Origin of the sequence: Glutamicibacter arilaitensis (assembly GCF_044793945.1) — a bacterium.
Classification (GTDB): Bacteria; Actinomycetota; Actinomycetes; order Actinomycetales; family Micrococcaceae; genus Glutamicibacter; species Glutamicibacter arilaitensis_B.
On record NZ_CP084994.1, the window covers coordinates 793,099 to 809,246 of the forward strand.

The 16,148-nt window shown below is 60.0% G+C and carries 16 protein-coding genes; 8 read left to right on the forward strand and 8 right to left on the reverse strand.

What is annotated here, in order from left to right:
- Window positions 1–25: 25 nt before the first annotated feature.
- Together LG294_RS03730 and LG294_RS03735 are read right to left on the reverse strand one after the other, a co-directional pair.
- On the reverse strand, window positions 26–2,482 hold the full coding sequence (locus LG294_RS03730; RefSeq protein WP_404289627.1) for a S26 family signal peptidase: 2,457 nt from the start codon (window positions 2,480–2,482) through the stop codon (window positions 26–28).
- A gap of 25 nt (window positions 2,483–2,507) precedes the next feature.
- The gene (locus tag LG294_RS03735; RefSeq protein WP_404289629.1) at window positions 2,508–3,134 is read right to left on the reverse strand and encodes a hypothetical protein; all 627 of its coding nucleotides are present in this window, start codon (window positions 3,132–3,134) and stop codon (window positions 2,508–2,510) included.
- A gap of 568 nt (window positions 3,135–3,702) precedes the next feature.
- Between LG294_RS03735 and LG294_RS03740 the strand changes: the two genes are divergently transcribed.
- Window positions 3,703–3,963 carry a hypothetical protein gene (locus LG294_RS03740; protein WP_404289631.1) on the forward strand — a complete coding sequence of 87 codons (261 nt, stop codon included), beginning with the start codon at window positions 3,703–3,705 and terminating at the stop codon, window positions 3,961–3,963.
- A 49-nt stretch (window positions 3,964–4,012) separates the two neighbouring features.
- Here the strand turns inward: LG294_RS03740 and LG294_RS03745 are convergent, their stop codons facing one another.
- Window positions 4,013–4,375 (reverse strand): iron chaperone, encoded by a 363-nt coding sequence (locus tag LG294_RS03745; RefSeq protein ID WP_404289633.1) that lies wholly within the window; start codon window positions 4,373–4,375, stop codon window positions 4,013–4,015.
- A 229-nt stretch (window positions 4,376–4,604) separates the two neighbouring features.
- Between LG294_RS03745 and LG294_RS03750 the strand changes: the two genes are divergently transcribed.
- Together LG294_RS03750 and LG294_RS03755 are read left to right on the forward strand one after the other, a co-directional pair.
- Complete coding sequence (locus tag LG294_RS03750; protein ID WP_404289635.1) at window positions 4,605–5,129, forward strand: hypothetical protein; 525 nt, start codon at window positions 4,605–4,607, stop codon at window positions 5,127–5,129.
- Window positions 5,130–5,275: 146 nt separating this feature from the next.
- On the forward strand, window positions 5,276–6,211 hold the full coding sequence (locus LG294_RS03755) for an alpha/beta hydrolase (protein ID WP_404289636.1): 936 nt from the start codon (window positions 5,276–5,278) through the stop codon (window positions 6,209–6,211).
- Window positions 6,212–6,240: 29 nt separating this feature from the next.
- On the opposite strand, the gene LG294_RS03760 is transcribed toward LG294_RS03755, so the two are convergent.
- The 4 genes from LG294_RS03760 to LG294_RS03775 form a co-directional block, all read right to left on the reverse strand.
- Window positions 6,241–6,738: a hypothetical protein gene (locus LG294_RS03760; protein ID WP_404289638.1), complete on the reverse strand. Its 498-nt coding sequence runs from the start codon at window positions 6,736–6,738 to the stop codon at window positions 6,241–6,243.
- A 153-nt stretch (window positions 6,739–6,891) separates the two neighbouring features.
- Window positions 6,892–7,608 carry an alpha/beta fold hydrolase gene (locus LG294_RS03765; protein WP_404289640.1) on the reverse strand — a complete coding sequence of 239 codons (717 nt, stop codon included), beginning with the start codon at window positions 7,606–7,608 and terminating at the stop codon, window positions 6,892–6,894.
- 779 nt (window positions 7,609–8,387) lie between these two features.
- Entirely contained in the window at window positions 8,388–9,047 is a 660-nt protein-coding gene (locus tag LG294_RS03770; RefSeq protein WP_404289642.1) for a GDSL-type esterase/lipase family protein, read from the reverse strand.
- 139 nt (window positions 9,048–9,186) lie between these two features.
- Complete coding sequence (locus LG294_RS03775) at window positions 9,187–9,636, reverse strand: hypothetical protein (protein ID WP_404289644.1); 450 nt, start codon at window positions 9,634–9,636, stop codon at window positions 9,187–9,189.
- Between the two features lie 100 nt (window positions 9,637–9,736).
- Between LG294_RS03775 and LG294_RS03780 the strand changes: the two genes are divergently transcribed.
- The 3 genes from LG294_RS03780 (at window position 9,737) to LG294_RS03790 (ending at window position 12,603) form a co-directional block, all read left to right on the forward strand.
- Window positions 9,737–10,939 carry a histidine kinase gene (locus tag LG294_RS03780; RefSeq protein ID WP_404289646.1) on the forward strand — a complete coding sequence of 401 codons (1,203 nt, stop codon included), beginning with the start codon at window positions 9,737–9,739 and terminating at the stop codon, window positions 10,937–10,939.
- Window positions 10,936–11,619 (forward strand): response regulator, encoded by a 684-nt coding sequence (locus LG294_RS03785; protein WP_404289648.1) that lies wholly within the window; start codon window positions 10,936–10,938, stop codon window positions 11,617–11,619. Before LG294_RS03780 ends, LG294_RS03785 begins: the two co-directional genes overlap by 4 nt.
- Before the next feature lie 117 nt (window positions 11,620–11,736).
- The gene (locus tag LG294_RS03790) at window positions 11,737–12,603 is read left to right on the forward strand and encodes a lysostaphin resistance A-like protein (protein ID WP_404289650.1); all 867 of its coding nucleotides are present in this window, start codon (window positions 11,737–11,739) and stop codon (window positions 12,601–12,603) included.
- A gap of 215 nt (window positions 12,604–12,818) precedes the next feature.
- Here the strand turns inward: LG294_RS03790 and nhaA are convergent, their stop codons facing one another.
- Entirely contained in the window at window positions 12,819–14,150 is a 1,332-nt protein-coding gene (gene nhaA / locus LG294_RS03795; protein ID WP_404289652.1) for a Na+/H+ antiporter NhaA, read from the reverse strand.
- A gap of 396 nt (window positions 14,151–14,546) precedes the next feature.
- On the opposite strand from nhaA, the gene LG294_RS03800 reads away from it, so the two are divergent.
- Window positions 14,547–15,401 carry an aminoglycoside phosphotransferase family protein gene (locus LG294_RS03800; RefSeq protein WP_404289654.1) on the forward strand — a complete coding sequence of 285 codons (855 nt, stop codon included), beginning with the start codon at window positions 14,547–14,549 and terminating at the stop codon, window positions 15,399–15,401.
- A gap of 357 nt (window positions 15,402–15,758) precedes the next feature.
- Window positions 15,759–16,127, forward strand: a complete 369-nt coding sequence (locus tag LG294_RS03805; RefSeq protein ID WP_404289656.1) for a hypothetical protein — start codon at window positions 15,759–15,761, stop codon at window positions 16,125–16,127.
- Window positions 16,128–16,148: the final 21 nt, after the last annotated feature.

Below are 16,148 nucleotides of genomic sequence, written 5' to 3' on the forward strand. Positions count from 1 at the left end.
GGGAGTAGCACCGGCACTTTTGTGCTTAGAAATCTCGGTCGAGGGTTCCGCTTTCGGTAACCGGAGCAATGGAGGAAGGCACCCCGGTGGTGCTGGTGACGGAGGACGTTGGCGTCCACACCATCGCGGTGGCCGCGGTTGAAGTGCGGAGACTGCCACTCGAGTTTATTGGAGCTCCAAGGGTCACTGTGACTACGGTTCTCGGGACTCCGGCGGTGGTGACGGTTGTGGCCGACATGGTGGCGTTGAACGTGATGGTCTTGTTGTTCTTGGCGAAATTGCTCTTCGTATTTACCGAGCCCAGATTTACGGAGCTACCCGGACGCTGCACGTCCACGGTGTCCCCGTTGTTGCCGGTGCCAAGGCCTTGGACATTTCCGTCGCGAAGGCGGAGCGTCACTGGCAGGGAATTGCCGGTCCAGCCGGGGGTGACCGAAGCTAGGTTGACCTGCTGGCTGTAGGTGAATGCCAGTGTGTCCCCGGCATCGAGCCTGCCCGAAACGCCGGAGCCGTTTGCGGCCTGAATATCCACGCCGCGCAGCGGGCGGTTGTCAATGCGCACGCCGGTGACCGGGGCGGAGATCGTTTCCTTGCCCGTGCCGTCGGTGAGGATGGCACGGAAATCGTACAGCCCGTCCGCCACGATCCGTGTGTCCCAGTCGCAGGAGTTTTGTGGCGAGGCCAGCGTGCAGCGCGTTGTCCAGGTGTTAGTTCCGGCGGGGGAGGTTTGTATGCGCACGTTGTTCACGCCGGCCGTTGAGTTCGCTGACGCAGTAAGGGTGGCAATGCCAGTCAGATAGTCACCCGGGTTCTCCATTGAGACCGAGGATACGGTATTGTCCACAATTCTGTTCGCGACGACGGCCGAGGTGGTGCTGTTGCCGGCTTGGTCTGTGGCGATGGCCCGGAATGCGTAGGAAGCGGAGGCCAGCGTTGTGGTGTTGAATCGGCAGGAGTAGGGTGCCTCGGTGGGCGTGCAGAAGGTCGTCCAGGTGCTGGTGCCCGTGCGGGCGTACTGGAGCTGCACCTTCTCGATGCCCGAGTGCGTATCCGCGGCTGTGGCTGCGAAGGTCTGGGTGCCGCGCAATGGCGTACCCGGATCGCTCATGGTGACGGTGGGCAACACATTGTCCACCAGGATGTCGGCGACCAATTCAGAGTAGGTCGAGGTGCCCCCAGAGACCGCCACGGCTCGAAGGTCATAGGCGACATTCGAGAAGTTGCCGGTGGGCCAGACGCATTTATATGGGGACGCCGGCATTTGGCATAGGGTGCTCCACCTGTTGGCGCCCTCCGGGGAGTACTCCACGCGGACGGCGTATGGGGTGCTGCCCAGACTATTAAGCGTGGCATTGAGCTCCACATTGCCGCGCACGACATCATTGGGAGCCGCGAGGTCTACGGAGAAGCTATTGGCCACCGAAGTTTGGATCGTGGATGAAGTGGTGCTGAGACCCGAGTTGTCCGTGGCTACGGCTCGCAGCGCGTAATTCCCGTCCGGCACGTTCCGGGTATCCCAAGTGCACGAATAGGGTGGGACTTCCTGTGTGCACAGCGTGGTCCAAGAACCGTTGGAAGGCAGATATTGGATTGCTACGGAGCGAATGCCCGATTCGGCGTCGTTGGCGTCGGAGGCCAGCGTGACGCTGCCCCGGATGGTGGTCCCGGGGTCCGACATGGAGACCGAGGGCGGGTTCCAGTCGGAGGCCGCGGTGAAGGTGTTGGCGGCGTTTGCCGTGGAAGCCGTAAAGGCCGCGGACGAGAAGCTCGTAGCGGTGGCCAGCACGAGGGCCGTCAAGGCGGCTAGGATGGCGAAAGCGGCACCGGTCTTCCAGCGCCGTGACCGGTCGCGGGGCGGCGGGCTGGTCTCATCCGTTTCCTCGTCGTCATGGTTGTCGTCATCTTCTTCGTCGTCGGGTGTACGCGTGCCGAATACGGCGATGACGATCGCCAAGAGCGTTAGCACGCTCCACCATGCGAGCGGGGCGAGGTTCCCGGTGCCCAGCCACAGTCCGGGCAGCCCCACTGCGGGGATCAGGAGCCGAGCTTGACCGGTGATCTGTTCGCGCACCAGAGGGGTGCTATCCACCTCGACGTTTGCATCGCCCGCGGTGACGTAGGTTCCATCCGGGTTCTCGGCAACGATCCGGTGCAGCCGGGTTTTCTCCACCCCGCTCGGCTCGGCCTCCGCGGGACTGGTGAACTGCACAACTCCACCAACCGGAACTTGTTGGGCGGCTTCGAAATCTGCCGCGAGCACCACATCGCCGGCGCTGATATGAGGTTCCATGGAACCGCTCTGCACCACGGTGCCGTGCCAACCCAGCAGGGCAGGAAGCATCGCAATTAGAGCCAGGCTCAACATCACGCCCAAATACAGCCGCGAAGCTAGGCACGCAAGAAATAGGGCCCAGCCGTCAGCGGAAAACAACGAACCCCACCGGGCGGACTTCCGGGCGGACCCGGATTCCTCCCGGTTCATAGGTTATGGCTGCCGTGATCTGTGATTACGGAGCGGTGGGGGATTCGTCGGACTGCAACTCCCAGACCAGGTCGATGCCCACGCGGGCACCCTGCAGCGCATTGACTTCATCCTGGCTCATGCCGGTGGTGTCAAAACGCCAGGTCCCGCGATAGCTCTGGGTCTCTCCGGGGGTGCCGGAGGTCATCCATGGCGCCCCGCCGGACGCGAAATCATTGTTTCTTGTGGACAACTCGGAGAGCGGCAATTCGGGGACGGTATTGGCGGTGGGCGTGAAGCCGGTGCAATCATTGAAAGAGCCGCCGGTGCCCTGCTCCAGATCGAAGAGGATCCGGTCCTCCAGGCCCTTGGCGCTGATCAGGTTCTGCGTGTAGGCGCGGACCTCGCCCGGGACGTTGGAGCCGGAGGTGACCACGATACATTTCTGGCCGGTTTGGCCTGGGACAATGTTTTCGACCGTAAAGGCGGCTGCGCCCAGGTCGTCATCGGTGAGGACGACATTGCCGGTGCTCCAGGCGTTGCCGGCGTTCCGGGTGGAGGCGGTGAAAGCGGCCTGAGATCCTTGCCAGACCATCGTTCCGGCAATCAATATGGCTAGGGGAGCTGCGGCGACGGTGGCGATCTTGCGGATTCGCGTGGAAGGGGTATTCATGAATGCTTCCTTTATTGGAGGAATCGAATTATTTATAGGACACGTGTGGCTCGCCATAAAGGCTGAACCGTTCCTCCCCAAGCGTCAGGGCATCGAAACCCCAAAAGCATGGGATCGGCCACACCTACGACAGTATCCGTTTCTCCTGCGACACGCTACTAGCAACGTCTAGTCAATTCTCGTTTCTATGTCTCTTGCACATGTTGGTATTCGACTCGGGAGAACCAAGACCAGCGCGATGGTTTTCCCACTGGGCTCGCCATCGGTTCGAGGCTGTGTATAGCTTGCTGCACTTCCCATCGGCTTCGTTACTCTCTTTTTCGGAGAATCTTTGAAAATAACTCCAGCCTTTGACTGGACCTTGAGTTAGCTCAGCGAGCACCAGTTCTCCAACGATTTGAACCTCCCATCGAGGTGCCGCACCAAGAGTGGTGCGGAGAGCGACGCTGTCCTCCCGACTGGTCGTGTAGCCAAGAAAGCAGGCTCTCGGGTGGATCCGGTGGGTCATCAATTGACACCTCCCACCGTTAGCGCGCACGCGGGATAGGCAAGACGGAAAAATTGAAATGTGAAAACGATTTTGAGAGCGGTATACGGAGTTTCAGCCGAAACGCTCGCGGCTGCGCTGGCTGGATGCTCGATTGACCCGATGATTTGGGACAGTGTTGGTTCCCAGAACATTCAAATGACCGACAAGTTGGTGAACGACTTATCCACGGGTGAATCGTCAGAAGCTATCTGCAATAATTCCTTGGCGGATCTTGGCGAGGCCAGTGAAGGGTCAGGGCTTTCGGCTGGTGAATGCCGTCTGGAATCGCTCATTGCATAGCGTCAGCTAACGAACGTCCCATAAAACAGAGCGCCATTGGCCCTTTTTCCTATTGTCTGTTGGCGTCGATCTCACGCAGATGCACGCGAACGAGATCTTCGACCAAACGCGTCGGCAGGGGGTTGTCCAGCGTAAATTGGATCGCGTGTTCGGTGGTCTTGTAGTCCTTGAGCTGTTCCTTCAGTTCCTGGATGGCCCAGGAGGAGGGGTAGAAACTCATATGCTTCTTAGATGCGGTGAAGTACACCAGCGCCCGGTTCATATATTTGAGTGTCGGCATCCCATAACTTATGGTCTCTTCAGTGTCCGGCACGAGATGCGTTACAAGTGCACGGATCCGTTCGAGTTCTGCCCGGCGCGCGGGATCGAGCGCTGCAAGATACTCTTCGACATTCTTCGCTTTTTCAGCCATATCACGAGTTTAGCGTCTGCGACTTTCCGGCTTGGCTGAAGCAGCGGTTTTGCAGAACTGCGGTTCGGATAGCTGGCAGGTGCATGCTAGGCGTAGGCGTGTGCGTCGGCCCGGACACGAGTGAAAAAAGGCGGATTCGCTAGACCATCTGCGGATACCCCGTCTTCGCCGTTGAGCGACACGGAGTGATTGCACCGAACCGGAAATGGTCACGGTGATAATGGTCTGCATGATTGATGTCGAACGGCGAAGCGTGCGATTCCCGAATAAATACCAGTCGGCCGGACTGGGCATGATTAGCTTGGTGTTGTGCACAAGCGTCATGACGGGGTGTTCCGCGTTCCGGGACTACACCGGAGACACCTGTGACGGGCGTAAGCCTGTAGGCTCCTTGGAACAAGCAGGCAAGGACCTGGTTACCGCTGCCTATGCTGCCGATCGAGACGGCGTATGCCGAGTCACCCACCCTTTCCCGGGAGGGGTTTTGGAAGATGAAATGGTCGTCAAGACACGGGAGATTCTGGCCAAGCGGGGCATTACCCCGCAGAACGCGAGCGTGGTGGTTGGTGAACAGTTTGGAAGCCACGTAATTATCCAGCTAACTGACGGCAGCCAGAACGAAGCCCACTCCGTGAAATTGGACGGCATCGGGGTTCGTGAGGACGGATTTACTGTCGGTCTGCCGCCCGAGCTGTATCCGGAGGTTGCCCACAGCTCGGCATCACCGTCCACTTCGACAGTCACCGCTCCCTGAGAAGCTCGGCGCCGCGGGGAACCGTCTGCGGGACAGACGGGAGCTGGCCACTGCAGTCGCCGCTAGAAATGATTATCTTCATCGAATAGTCCGAAGGTCAGTTGTGAAAGGATTGAGCATCAGCCGAGATTAGAAAGGCCGACTCAATGCAGTCGCATGGTCCAGCCGAGATCGATATAGAGCAATATGCGCGCTTCCTGCCGAAGGCAAGAGAAGAATCACTAATTCTTCCGGTTTCACAGTGGTGGCCTTGGAGAAAGCACCTCGTCCACCTCCTGCGGTTACGCGATGTTGACGCCCCGGTTCGGTTGATTGTTGTCCACGGGGCGGGAGCTCATGGCGGGGCGCTTTGGCCTATTGCCTCGCTTCTGGCTGGTCGCGGGATCGATATGACTGCAGTCGACTTGCCGCTTTACGGCCGCACGGCGACGGAATCCCGCGGAACAGTAAAATATGAAGATTGGATCTGCCTGCTGGTTGATCTCATCGCAGTTGAAGACGATGGTCGCCCAGTCATCCTCCTCGGAGCCAGCATAGGTGGCATGCTCACGGTGGAGGCGGCTGCCCGATCGCACTTGGTGGCCGCCGTAGTCGCTACCTGCCTTCTCGACCCAACGGAGTCCAACGCCCGTTCGGCGATGACGAGGTTCGGCCCACTAGCCCTGGCCTTTGTGCCTCTGCTCAGACTGGTCCGCGGTCCGCTTGCCCGGATCCCACTGCGGATCTCTTGGATCGCCAACCTCAGAAACATGGGTCGTGATCCCGGTCTGGGACGGCTTTGCGCGGATGATGCCCGCGGCGGTGGCGCATGGGTTCCGCTTGGATTCCTCGCCAGCTACATGCAGCATCCGCACTCCGAAGCGCGCACCAAGCGCGTACCTGTTCATCTGATGCACCCTGAGGTTGATGAGTGGACCCCGCTAGCGCTGAGCGAGAGCAGCCTACTAACTTTGCCCGGCCCAGCCACCGGCCGCTTACTTCGCAGTTGCGGCCATTTCCCTCTGGAGGAGCCTGGGTTGCAGGACCTCATGGACGGCATCGAAGAGGTGGCTGCTGCGGTCGTCGCCGGCACGCCGAGCTGACCGAGTTGTGGGAGCGTTTACAGGGCTTTCTACTTGCGGGTCATTCGTGCGGCGAAAGGTGCCCGAAGGATCTTCGTCCACAGTGATCGACGGTGTGGAGCACCTGGCGGAACACCAAGTTCCTTTTCGGCGCGATCCAAGCTTTCTTCGATAAGCGCATCGTGCATGGGCCGGAAGAACAGTGGCCAGGTAAGCATTGCCGTTCCGTGTGGTGATATGGAAAGTTCGTGCTGGAGCAACGTTGAGTTGCCTGTAAGGCCGGTGGCAGTGAACGAGTGCTGCCCCTTGAAGCCCGAAGGACCGGTGAACTGAAATTCGACCCTTTTGCCGGGCTCGTATGCAGTCACGAAATAGCGCACTGGCCCGTGGCCTCCCGCTGCGCCAACTCCAAGCGGTCCATCCAAGCGCATTGCTGGCCACTGGCTTCGGGGCCATAATCGATCGTCCTCACTGGCAAGCGAATCGATGAGCGATCCCACTTCGCTAGCGGGGGCTGCAATTTCACGCTGATGAGTGTTGTAGACCATGTGGCCAGAGTATCTTCGATTTGCGCCGGGCATAACCCGAAGCGGAACCTGTACAGGGGCTGTTCGCCAACGGTTTGATTCGCGGCATGGCAACTGACGCGTCTTGGGACAAAGGCAGACAGCACAGACTTGTACGTGCGTCTTTGAGCCAGGTTAATTTCCCGGCGTCATAGCGATTGTTTGGGCGAAATCGATCAGCGTCTTGGCAACAGCGTCTGGATTGCTCAAGGTGGCGTAGTGTCCACCTGGAATTTCTACCGGCTCGATTCCAAGCCGCTGGAGTACTTGGCGTTTCATAAATGACGCGGGAAAGAACTGGTCGTCGCGGCACAATATTGCCCGGGTGGGAACCGCCGGATGCCGCCGTCCAGGCCAGGGCCGCGCCATCCATTCACCTTGCTGGTCACGTCCCTTGGCGAGCGCCTGGTGCATCAATTCTTCCGGGACGTTGTTGAAAAACGACGCCTGGGTATCCGGATCTATTGTTTCTAGGTCATGACCCGTGTTGGTCCACCAGTCAGTGAATGTCTCACCTGGTGATGGAATCATTCCTGCGAGGTATATGAGTCCGTCCGAGTGGAGCTTGTCGCAGACCAAAGGCGCTGTGAAGCCACCCAGCGAGTGGCCCACCACGATCGTGTGCTGGACGTCGCCCACCGCTGCAGTCACTGCATGAACGTAGTCCTCTAGCCCGGCGGTCTTGTCTTCTATGGGTAAATCGACTGCGATGACCTCATGCCCCGATACCTCCAACAGCGGCCTGACAAGATGCCAATCCCATGCGCTGGAACCGCCACCGTGAATTAGTACGAAAGCCGCCAAAATACCACCCCAGATCGAAGGCGTACGCGAAAACCCTTCCGTAGCCAACGGTACACCTGGCTTGCGGCGTCGCGTTGAAGTGTCTGGTCGCCAGAAACACCGATCGCTGAGAACCAGTACAACACCTACGGGAACGGTCGCGACTGCCGTGTTCCGAAGCCGTCTGCGCGGCCCACACCGAATCCCTATGGGGAATCTTGAGAGGCCCGCATTACGAGGACCGACACACATAGAAGTTGGTGACGAACCTTTGAAACCAGCACAGCGATTGTCAGCTGTAGATCGCTGCTTCGAAGGCTAAACAGCGCCGTTTAGATGCCGAAGTGGATGAAGAATGCGTCGCCGGTTTCTTACTGAATGTCGCGAGCCGGCTGTTCGCAGGTCGAGGCCCATGCCTTTGCGCAAACCATTGTGGCCAACCGCGATCCCAGCGTATGTATTTTTGAAAACCTTCGTTCCCGGCGGCAAAGTTGGAGCCTCAATCCCTTCTTCCCGCAATGGCCCCTCTGCCCGAAGCCATAGATGATCCTTGCTTGGTAGGGATGAGTTCAGCCTGAAGACTGAGCCTTGGCTGAGGCGGACACCCCATATGAGGATTGCGCAAGCGCTTGCCCAGCTGCAAGCCCGTTAGGTGTGGCGTCCAGTGATCATTTGGCCATAGTTAGCGCCGCATAACAGGTGCGCTGTATTCGGAACCTCTTGCAGGACTGCGCTGCAGACCGGTCTGCAGCAGAGGCGGCGTGTAATTCCTGCGGCGCGCTTCGGATGCAGCGCGAGGATCCGATACATCGAGACATTGCGGAGATCAGCACTGCCGTCAAGTGGTTTCAGCTACTGGATCGCTGGGTTTTCAGTTTAATAAGCCAGTTGTCCCATGCCGGGCGCAACAGCGCGGCCAGTGCATTGTATCCGCCCTCTCCAGGATGGGCTCCATCTCCGTCGCGTACCTCGCGCCGCCATAGGTCATTGTTTTGCAGTTGATGCACAACACTGATGTACGTCACGGAGCGGAGTTCGCATTCGGCCGCAAGAGAGGCATCGAGGGCAATGATGCGTTCGTTGTGCTGCTCGTCTTCGACCGCTGGCGGGCCTGCGAGCAGCACGGGCCAGCCGGACTTGTCCAAGATCTTTAAGATCTCGCGCAAATTGGCGATCGAGGCTTCGTGCGCGACTCGGGATGCGCCGGACTCATTCATGGTGTCGTTGACACCGAAGGACAGCACAACCCCTGCGTGGCTTCCGGACGGCAAACGCGGCGTGCATTCGGCCAGGAATCGGCGGAAGATATCGGCGCTGGTGTCGCGGCGAATGCCTAGGTTGTACGCGGTCAGGGCTTGCCCTTGTGCATGGCTGTGCGCTGCCAGGCGTCCAGCCCATCCCAGGTGCCGGACGTCGCCGACTCCGGCCACGAAGGAGTCGCCGATAAAGCAGACCCGCACATCCGGTTCCTGCTGTTCCTCGATATCTTCAGTCGCCTTCTGAACCATCCTCATCCCGCCCGAGCTTCGTTGTTTTCACGGCCATGGACGTCCAAGCCTAATGCGTCCAACACCGGCCGTGGTGTAGAAGAATCGTGGTTCACACCGGATATTTGAAGAGGCCTTCAGGGTCAGGACGTCATCCCAGTCAAGAAGTTGGCGATTCATTGGCGGCGAGTTCTTCAGCCAATTCCATGCAGCGCAGGCGGGCGGGGGAGAAGCCGTAGGGCATCTTTCCAATGGCCTCGACTGCACTCATGGTCGTTTGCTCCGTGGCCGAGTCTGGGTGGACCTCGTCTTCACCCTCACTAGTGATAGCGGGGTGCAACGCATCCCAGGCGACGAAGATCGCTTCATCCCCCTGTGCTAGACCTGATTCCTCGATGGCCGTGTGCAGCATCAGTTCGAATCCGTGCCGCACGGCAGCCACTTGTGCCAGGCGGGGGTCATCGACATTGATCGTGTCATCGAGTGTTTCCTCGGCGTTCTCAATGCGGTCGGCTTCCTCCTGCAGATCTGGGTGGGTAGCCACGGCAATGAAACGGGTGGCCTGGACGGCCGCGCCGAGTGGGCCGAAGATCCGTTCGGTGACCAGCAAGCTGTCCAGATCCCTATGGCTCGGTGAAGCTGAACGCCCGCACTCTTTCTGCGCGGGCGCATTCAGTGGCTCGGTGACTGCGATTGCAGTCCTTTGTCGGTTGCTTACCGCATGCGTCTTCGCAGCGCTGGCCGCTTCAACGGCATCACCTGCGCCTTGGGCATCCGTGTACGATTTTGGGATGAAGACTGTCCGCTTTCAGCTGACGCAACTCAAGTGGGATGTAGTGTCCGCTGTCGTTCTCATCGGCTTGTCGTTCGTGCCGGGTGTGGCGCAGCAGGGGCTCGAGCTGGCCACGTCGCCCGGTCGACCGCTCAACCTGCTCGGCATTTGTCTCATCGTGATCCAGGGAGGCTCGGTCGCGATATTGCGCCGATGGCCGCAGTGGTCACTGGCCTTGACCTTTGCGGCGTTCTCGGCCTACCAATTGCTCGGATTCCCGACGACCTTCGCTGCCCTCGGTCTGCTCGTTGCCCTGGTGGGCGCAGGGGCATTGCTCCAGCGGTACCGGATGCTGACTTCGATGCTCGTCCTAGGCGGCTATGCCGCGCTCGTCGCGGCGCTGATTCCGCTGGACGCGGCACTCACCGTGTTTGACGCGCTGACCTTCGGAGCGCTTCTGGCGGCGCTGTGGATCTTCGGCTCGTGGCTCCGATCGCAGGCCGCTATGCGTCGCAGCCGCACCGAGAGTGCTGAACGCGAGACGATCACGGCCGAACGGGCACGCATCGCACACGAGCTGCACGACGTGGTCACCCATCATGTGACCGCGATGGTCGTGCAGGTCGAGGCCGGACAATTCCGTCCGAATCTTGATCAAGGGACGATGGAGCTGCTTGCATCCATCGCCGACGGCGGCAGAACCACGCTCGAGGACTTGCGCAGTCTGCTCGGGGCACTGGACGGGAAGGCCGAGATCACCCGTGCGCCTGCCGTGCAGCAGGTTAGCGAGGTCATCGCCCGAGCCTGCAGCGCCGGTCAGCAAGTCGAATTCGTGGAGCGAGGCGAGGCTCGCCCGTTAACGGGAGCCACCGCACTCGTGGTGGTTCGGGTAGTCCAAGAGAGCCTGACCAATGCGATGAGGCATGCGCACGACGGTGCCGCAGCGGTGGAAATCGCCTACGGCCAACATGAGATCATGGTCGAAGTGGTCAGTTCCGGCCGCAGCCGCAAGAATACGGCATCGATATCGGGGGCTCGGGGGATCATCGGAATGCGTGAACGGGTGGAACTGGTCGGCGGGACGCTGCAGGCCGAACCGGTCGGCCAGCGGTTCGTGGTGCGCGTGCGGATTCCGTGGTGAGCGCGGCCTCGGCGAGCACGCCGATCCGTGTGGTCATCTGCGATGACCAAGAGCTGGTGCGCACCGGATTCGCGACAATCATCAACGCCCATCCCGATCTCGCGGTCGTCGGCGAGGCGGCAGACGGAGAAGAGGCCGTACGGGTCACCCGCCGCGAGCGCCCGGATGTCGTAGTGATGGACATCCGGATGCCGCTGCTCGACGGGATCGAAGCGACCCGAAGAATAGCCGGACCGCAGGTTTCAGATGCCGCGCGCGTCCTGGTGGTGACCACCTTCTCATTGGACGCGCTGGTGTACGACGCGCTGCGCGCCGGCGCGAGTGGCTTCCTGCTGAAAGACGCCAGGGCCGCCGAGCTGACGGCGGCCATCCGGAGCGTTGCCGCCGGGGACTCGCTGATCGCACCGGCGGTGACTCGCTCCTTGATCGGACGCTTCGGCGAGCGGCTGCGGCCCTCGGCAGAAAATGCCGCAATCTTCGACGCGCTGACCGCGCGGGAACGTGAAGTGCTGCAGCTGATCGCCGAAGGCCTGTCCAATGCAGAGATCGCAGCGCAACTGGTGATCAGCCACGAGACGGTTAAAACCTATGTGTCACGCATCGTGTCGAAGCTCGATGTGCGCGACCGGGTGCAAGCGGTCGTGCTCGCCCACAAAACAGGATTCGCCGTCTGGTCTTGAGGCTTAGGTCCCCCGAGCGAGGGATCCCAAGTGTCTGCCCACGGGTGATTTGCCGTGCGCACCAACGCCGTAACGTCTTGTTCACACCCAATACCGGGTAGCGAACAAGGAGCAAAAATGGCAGAATCCACGCAGCATCTCACACCGTCAGCTACGCAAGGAACTCCAGCGCCCAGACAAGGTTCCTGGATCAAAACAGCCATGATGGTCACCGGATTAGCCGTGGCGATGCTGGCGACTAATGCCATCGCCGCCTGGCCGCGCAACCCCGTGGCTGCTCTGGTCATCGGCCCCATTCTGGCCACGGCCATGATCTGCCTGTACCTCTGGACGGGGCGACGGGTCGAACGCCGCAAGGTAGAAGAATTCCCATCGCACCACGGAGTCCGCCATCTGCTTCTCGGAATGGGGATCGGGGTGCTGATGTCCGGCGCGACAGTGGGCATCCTCGCACTCTTCGGTGCATACACAATCACCGGCTGGGGGTCCATCGCCGGCATGCTGGCCGTCGCCGGAATGATGTGCGCGATCGCCGTTTCGGAAGAAGTATTCTTCCGCGGTGTCGTGTTCCGCCTGCTGCGTGGCCGCTGGGGAACAGGCCTGGCGCTCGCCGTCTCAGCGATCATCTTCGGGCTCGTTCACCTCGTGAATCCGGATGCTTCGCTGTGGGGCGCTTTCGCAATCATGATCGAAGCCGGAATCATGCTGGGTGCCGCATTTCTCGCCACCGGATCGCTGTGGCTGGCGGTCGGAGTGCACTTCGGCTGGAACTTTGCGACAACGGGCCTTTTCGGATCGGTCACCTCGGGTTCCGAGGCCCGCGATTCGCTGGTCACTGCTGTGACCAGCGGACCGGACTGGCTGACCGGAGGAAGCTTTGGACCGGAAGCCAGCATCATCGCCATCTTGGTGTGCTCGATAGCCACAGTACTGTTCCTGGCCATGGCGCGTCGCCGGGGGCGGCTTGCGCTTCGACGTCGCTGATAACCCGGGGCAAATCATTATTGCGGGTCAGGGCTCAGCAATTGACGGAGAGCAGAGGCCAGCCGACTCGGTAGTGGAGCCCTGGAATGGTGCGTATTGGATCTGCAGGGACTCGCTGCCGGCGTTGATTACGTGTTTCCGCGTCGTTGAGTCGTTCGCGGATTGCCGTTACCTGATCCCGTATGTTGCAGGGTCACTGCAACGCCGGCGCGGTTTTACTGCTCCCGCTGGTAGACGTCCGGAATTCCGTCAGCGTCCGCATCGATGGATTCCTCGGCTTGCAGTTTCTTGTATTGCCGGTTCCGGCTGCCGAGCAGGATGGAGGCCAGCAACGCAGCCAGTACGGAGGCGGCGAGAATGGCGACCTTGGCGTGGTCGTTGGCGGGGTTACCGAGTCCGAAGCTGAGTTCGGCCACCAGCAGGGAGACAGTGAATCCGATGCCTGCCAGCAGGCTCACACCCAGCATGTCCACCCATTTGAGTTCCGGGTCAAGGGTGGCCTTGGTGAATTTGGCTGTCATCCACGTTGCAGCCAGGATGCCGATGGGTTTTCCGACCACAAGGGCGACGATGATGCCGATGGATACGGGGTCGGTCAGGGCCGAGCCCAGGCCCTCGAATCCACCGACGGCGACTCCGGCTGAGAAGAACGCGAACACCGGCACTGCAAAACCGGCCGAGAGCGGGCGGAAGCGGTGCTCGAAGATCTCGGCCAGCCCCGGGCCTTCGGTGTGCTTCCCGTGCTTACTGCTGTGCAGGACCGGGATCATGAAGGCCAGGACAACGCCGGCAACCGTGGCATGGATACCTGAGGCGTGCAGCAACGCCCAGGCGACGAAGCCGATGGGCAGCAGGATGAACCATGCAGCCGAGGGGTTCAGCCCGAAGAAGCGCCGGTATTTCCGGGCCAGGAACGCAAAGAGAGCCAGCGGGATGAGGGTGAGCAGCAGAGCCGGGACGTTGATCGTCTCGGTGTAGAAGAAGGCGATGATGCTGATGGCTATGAGATCATCGACCACCGCCAGGGTCAGTAGGAAGATGCGCAGTGGGGTGGGCAGATGGGAGCCGATGACGGCCAGCACCGCGACGGCAAAGGCGATATCGGTGGCAGTGGGGATGGCCCAGCCCGAGATAGTGTCGGGATTTGACCAGTTGATGGCCGCGTAGATCAGGGCCGGGACGATGACCCCGCCCACCGCCGCTGCCACCGGGACGATGGCCTTGCCGATCTGGCGCAGGTCTCCTGCGACGATTTCGCGTTTGAGTTCAAGCCCGACGAGGAAGAAGAAGACTGCCAGCAGGCCGTCGGCGGCCCACGCACCGAGGCTCAGTTCCAGGTGCCACGGTTCGTAGCCGAACTTGAAGTCGCGCAGGGCGAAGTAGCTTTCGGATGCCGGGGAGTTGGCCCAGATCAGCGCGATGACCGCGGCGATGACCAGCAAGGTGCCGCCGACGGTTTCCTTGCGCAGGATCTCACCGATCCGCAGGGCTTCGAGGTAGCTGCCGCGCCCGATCAGGGGACGCGGAGGAGAAGGGTTGGTGCTCATGGGAAAGAGGTCCTTACAGTGGGGTCGACAATTGCATTGCCGACCAGACTTCCCGGCGCACCTACATTCCACCCTACGGCATATGGTTAGCGACCTCCACCGAATCTCCCGCCTGGGAGTTCGCTTTTTTGAGTCTGGAGGCGTTTAGGCCAATGATTTCCCCGTGTTCTCCATGCGGCTTGTACTTCTCGGTAACGGGCATACCAGAGCAGGGAGGCTGGCATGTCAATGACCAGGCGTTCCGGATCAAGCTCGTACTCGAATGGGGCGTGGAGGCCGTTGCAGGGACGGGTTCCGCAAGCGGAAGGGTCTATGGGACTTGGATCGACCAAATAATAGTGCTGAATCCGCTTATGTTGACGATGCAACATCACCGCGCCTTGTAGGCTCGGGATTATGCAAATGCCAGTAGCCAGTTCAGATCTGGCCACCATTGTTGACGCAGTGGTGTCTGACCTTCCGGCCAGGGTACGTGCCGCACGGCGGACCGTTGTGGAGGAGGGTTCCGCACACGTAGTTATTCTGTTTGAAGGCTTGGCAGCGGTCAGAATCACACGTGACAAATTTACCGGTGATCAGCTGCGTAGGAGACAGGAACTTGTCGATTGCATTCCGCGCGATATCGGACTTGCATTGCCTTGGTCTCTTGGGCCGACCGTCGAGATCGATGGCTTATCCGCTGTTGCCACGGAATTTATTCCTGGGAGCCCTTGCCCTGTGGGCGATGGCAAACCCGAAGAACTCCAGCGGCTTCTGGAGTTGGTGGCCTCTGTCGATACTGCCCCGCTGCGGGGCTTGTTATCTGATCCACTGTCATTTTGCGGCGGTGCGGATTGGTACCGGATCCAAATCGAAGAAGTAATTCCAAGGCTTGACCCCCAAATGAGGGCCGTCGCCAGGGGAGCGGTGGAGGCCCTCGCAGGTCTCAGCAAGGAGGATCGAGTCTTCTCCCATGGGGACTTGGGAGGCCATAATGTCCTTTGGGATCAAGGACGCGTAGCCGGCATCCTGGACTGGGATCTGTCCTCTGAGAGTGATCGATCGACCGACCTCGCCAGTTTGGGAGTCTGGCACGGGTGGGAGAAACTCTCAAAGATTGCTTCCGCTGAGCAAGTTGAGCGGGCTTCGATACGGCGAAATACTTTCCGTCTTCAGCAGGTGGGTTTCCTCGTCGTCTCCCGACGGCCAGAACCTGAGATCTTGGCCGCTGCTGGCACAGCATCCCGGTGGCTTTACGAATATCTAGCTTAGTTCGACTGCAACAGCATTCTCGGCTCAGGGGCCGCATGATCAAGAGTTCCATTGAAGGCTTCAAGAAGTTTCTAGTTGCCTTGCGAATGTTAACTTTTCTGGCGGCTAAACCGCAGCGTCGATTGGCGTTCTTCTCAGACCCATAGACCGAAGCTTGACCGGATATTTCATTGGATGGCCATCCACACCGATAACGGGCCCCGAAGGATCTTCTTCAAAAACGGCCCTCAGGGATGGGTAGACTCTCGTTGAACTGATCCAGGATGGCTTTTTGCAGGCTGCGGTGATCGAAGTGACCAGGCAAAGGTGAAAGCGAATGAGAAGGCTTATCTATCTCACAGGAATCGGTGAGACTCCATGACTGATCCTCTGAACGACATCGAACTTGAGATCATCGAAAACGGTGAAGACGACTGGGTCCTATTCCTCCACATCATGGGGATCATCATCCAAGCCAAGGGCAGTGTTCTGACCGAGGACGAGGCCATTGCAGAGGCCACAGGTACTGTGTTGGCTCTGTGCTCCAAGGGGTATGCCCAGCTCGGCAGATATACCGGACCTACAAGTTTTGTTCCATGGTCTGACGCCGGCGAAGCGCTCCGCGCTCGGCTGGAGGACGAGCTGGAAAACCCGCCTCCTGGGGAAGACCGCGTGGGTAATCTGATGTACATCATGCTCGATATCCTGCCTGACGGGCAGAAAGCCAGAGACGAACAGTCCCAGTAAGCGAACCCTTATCGGGCAACA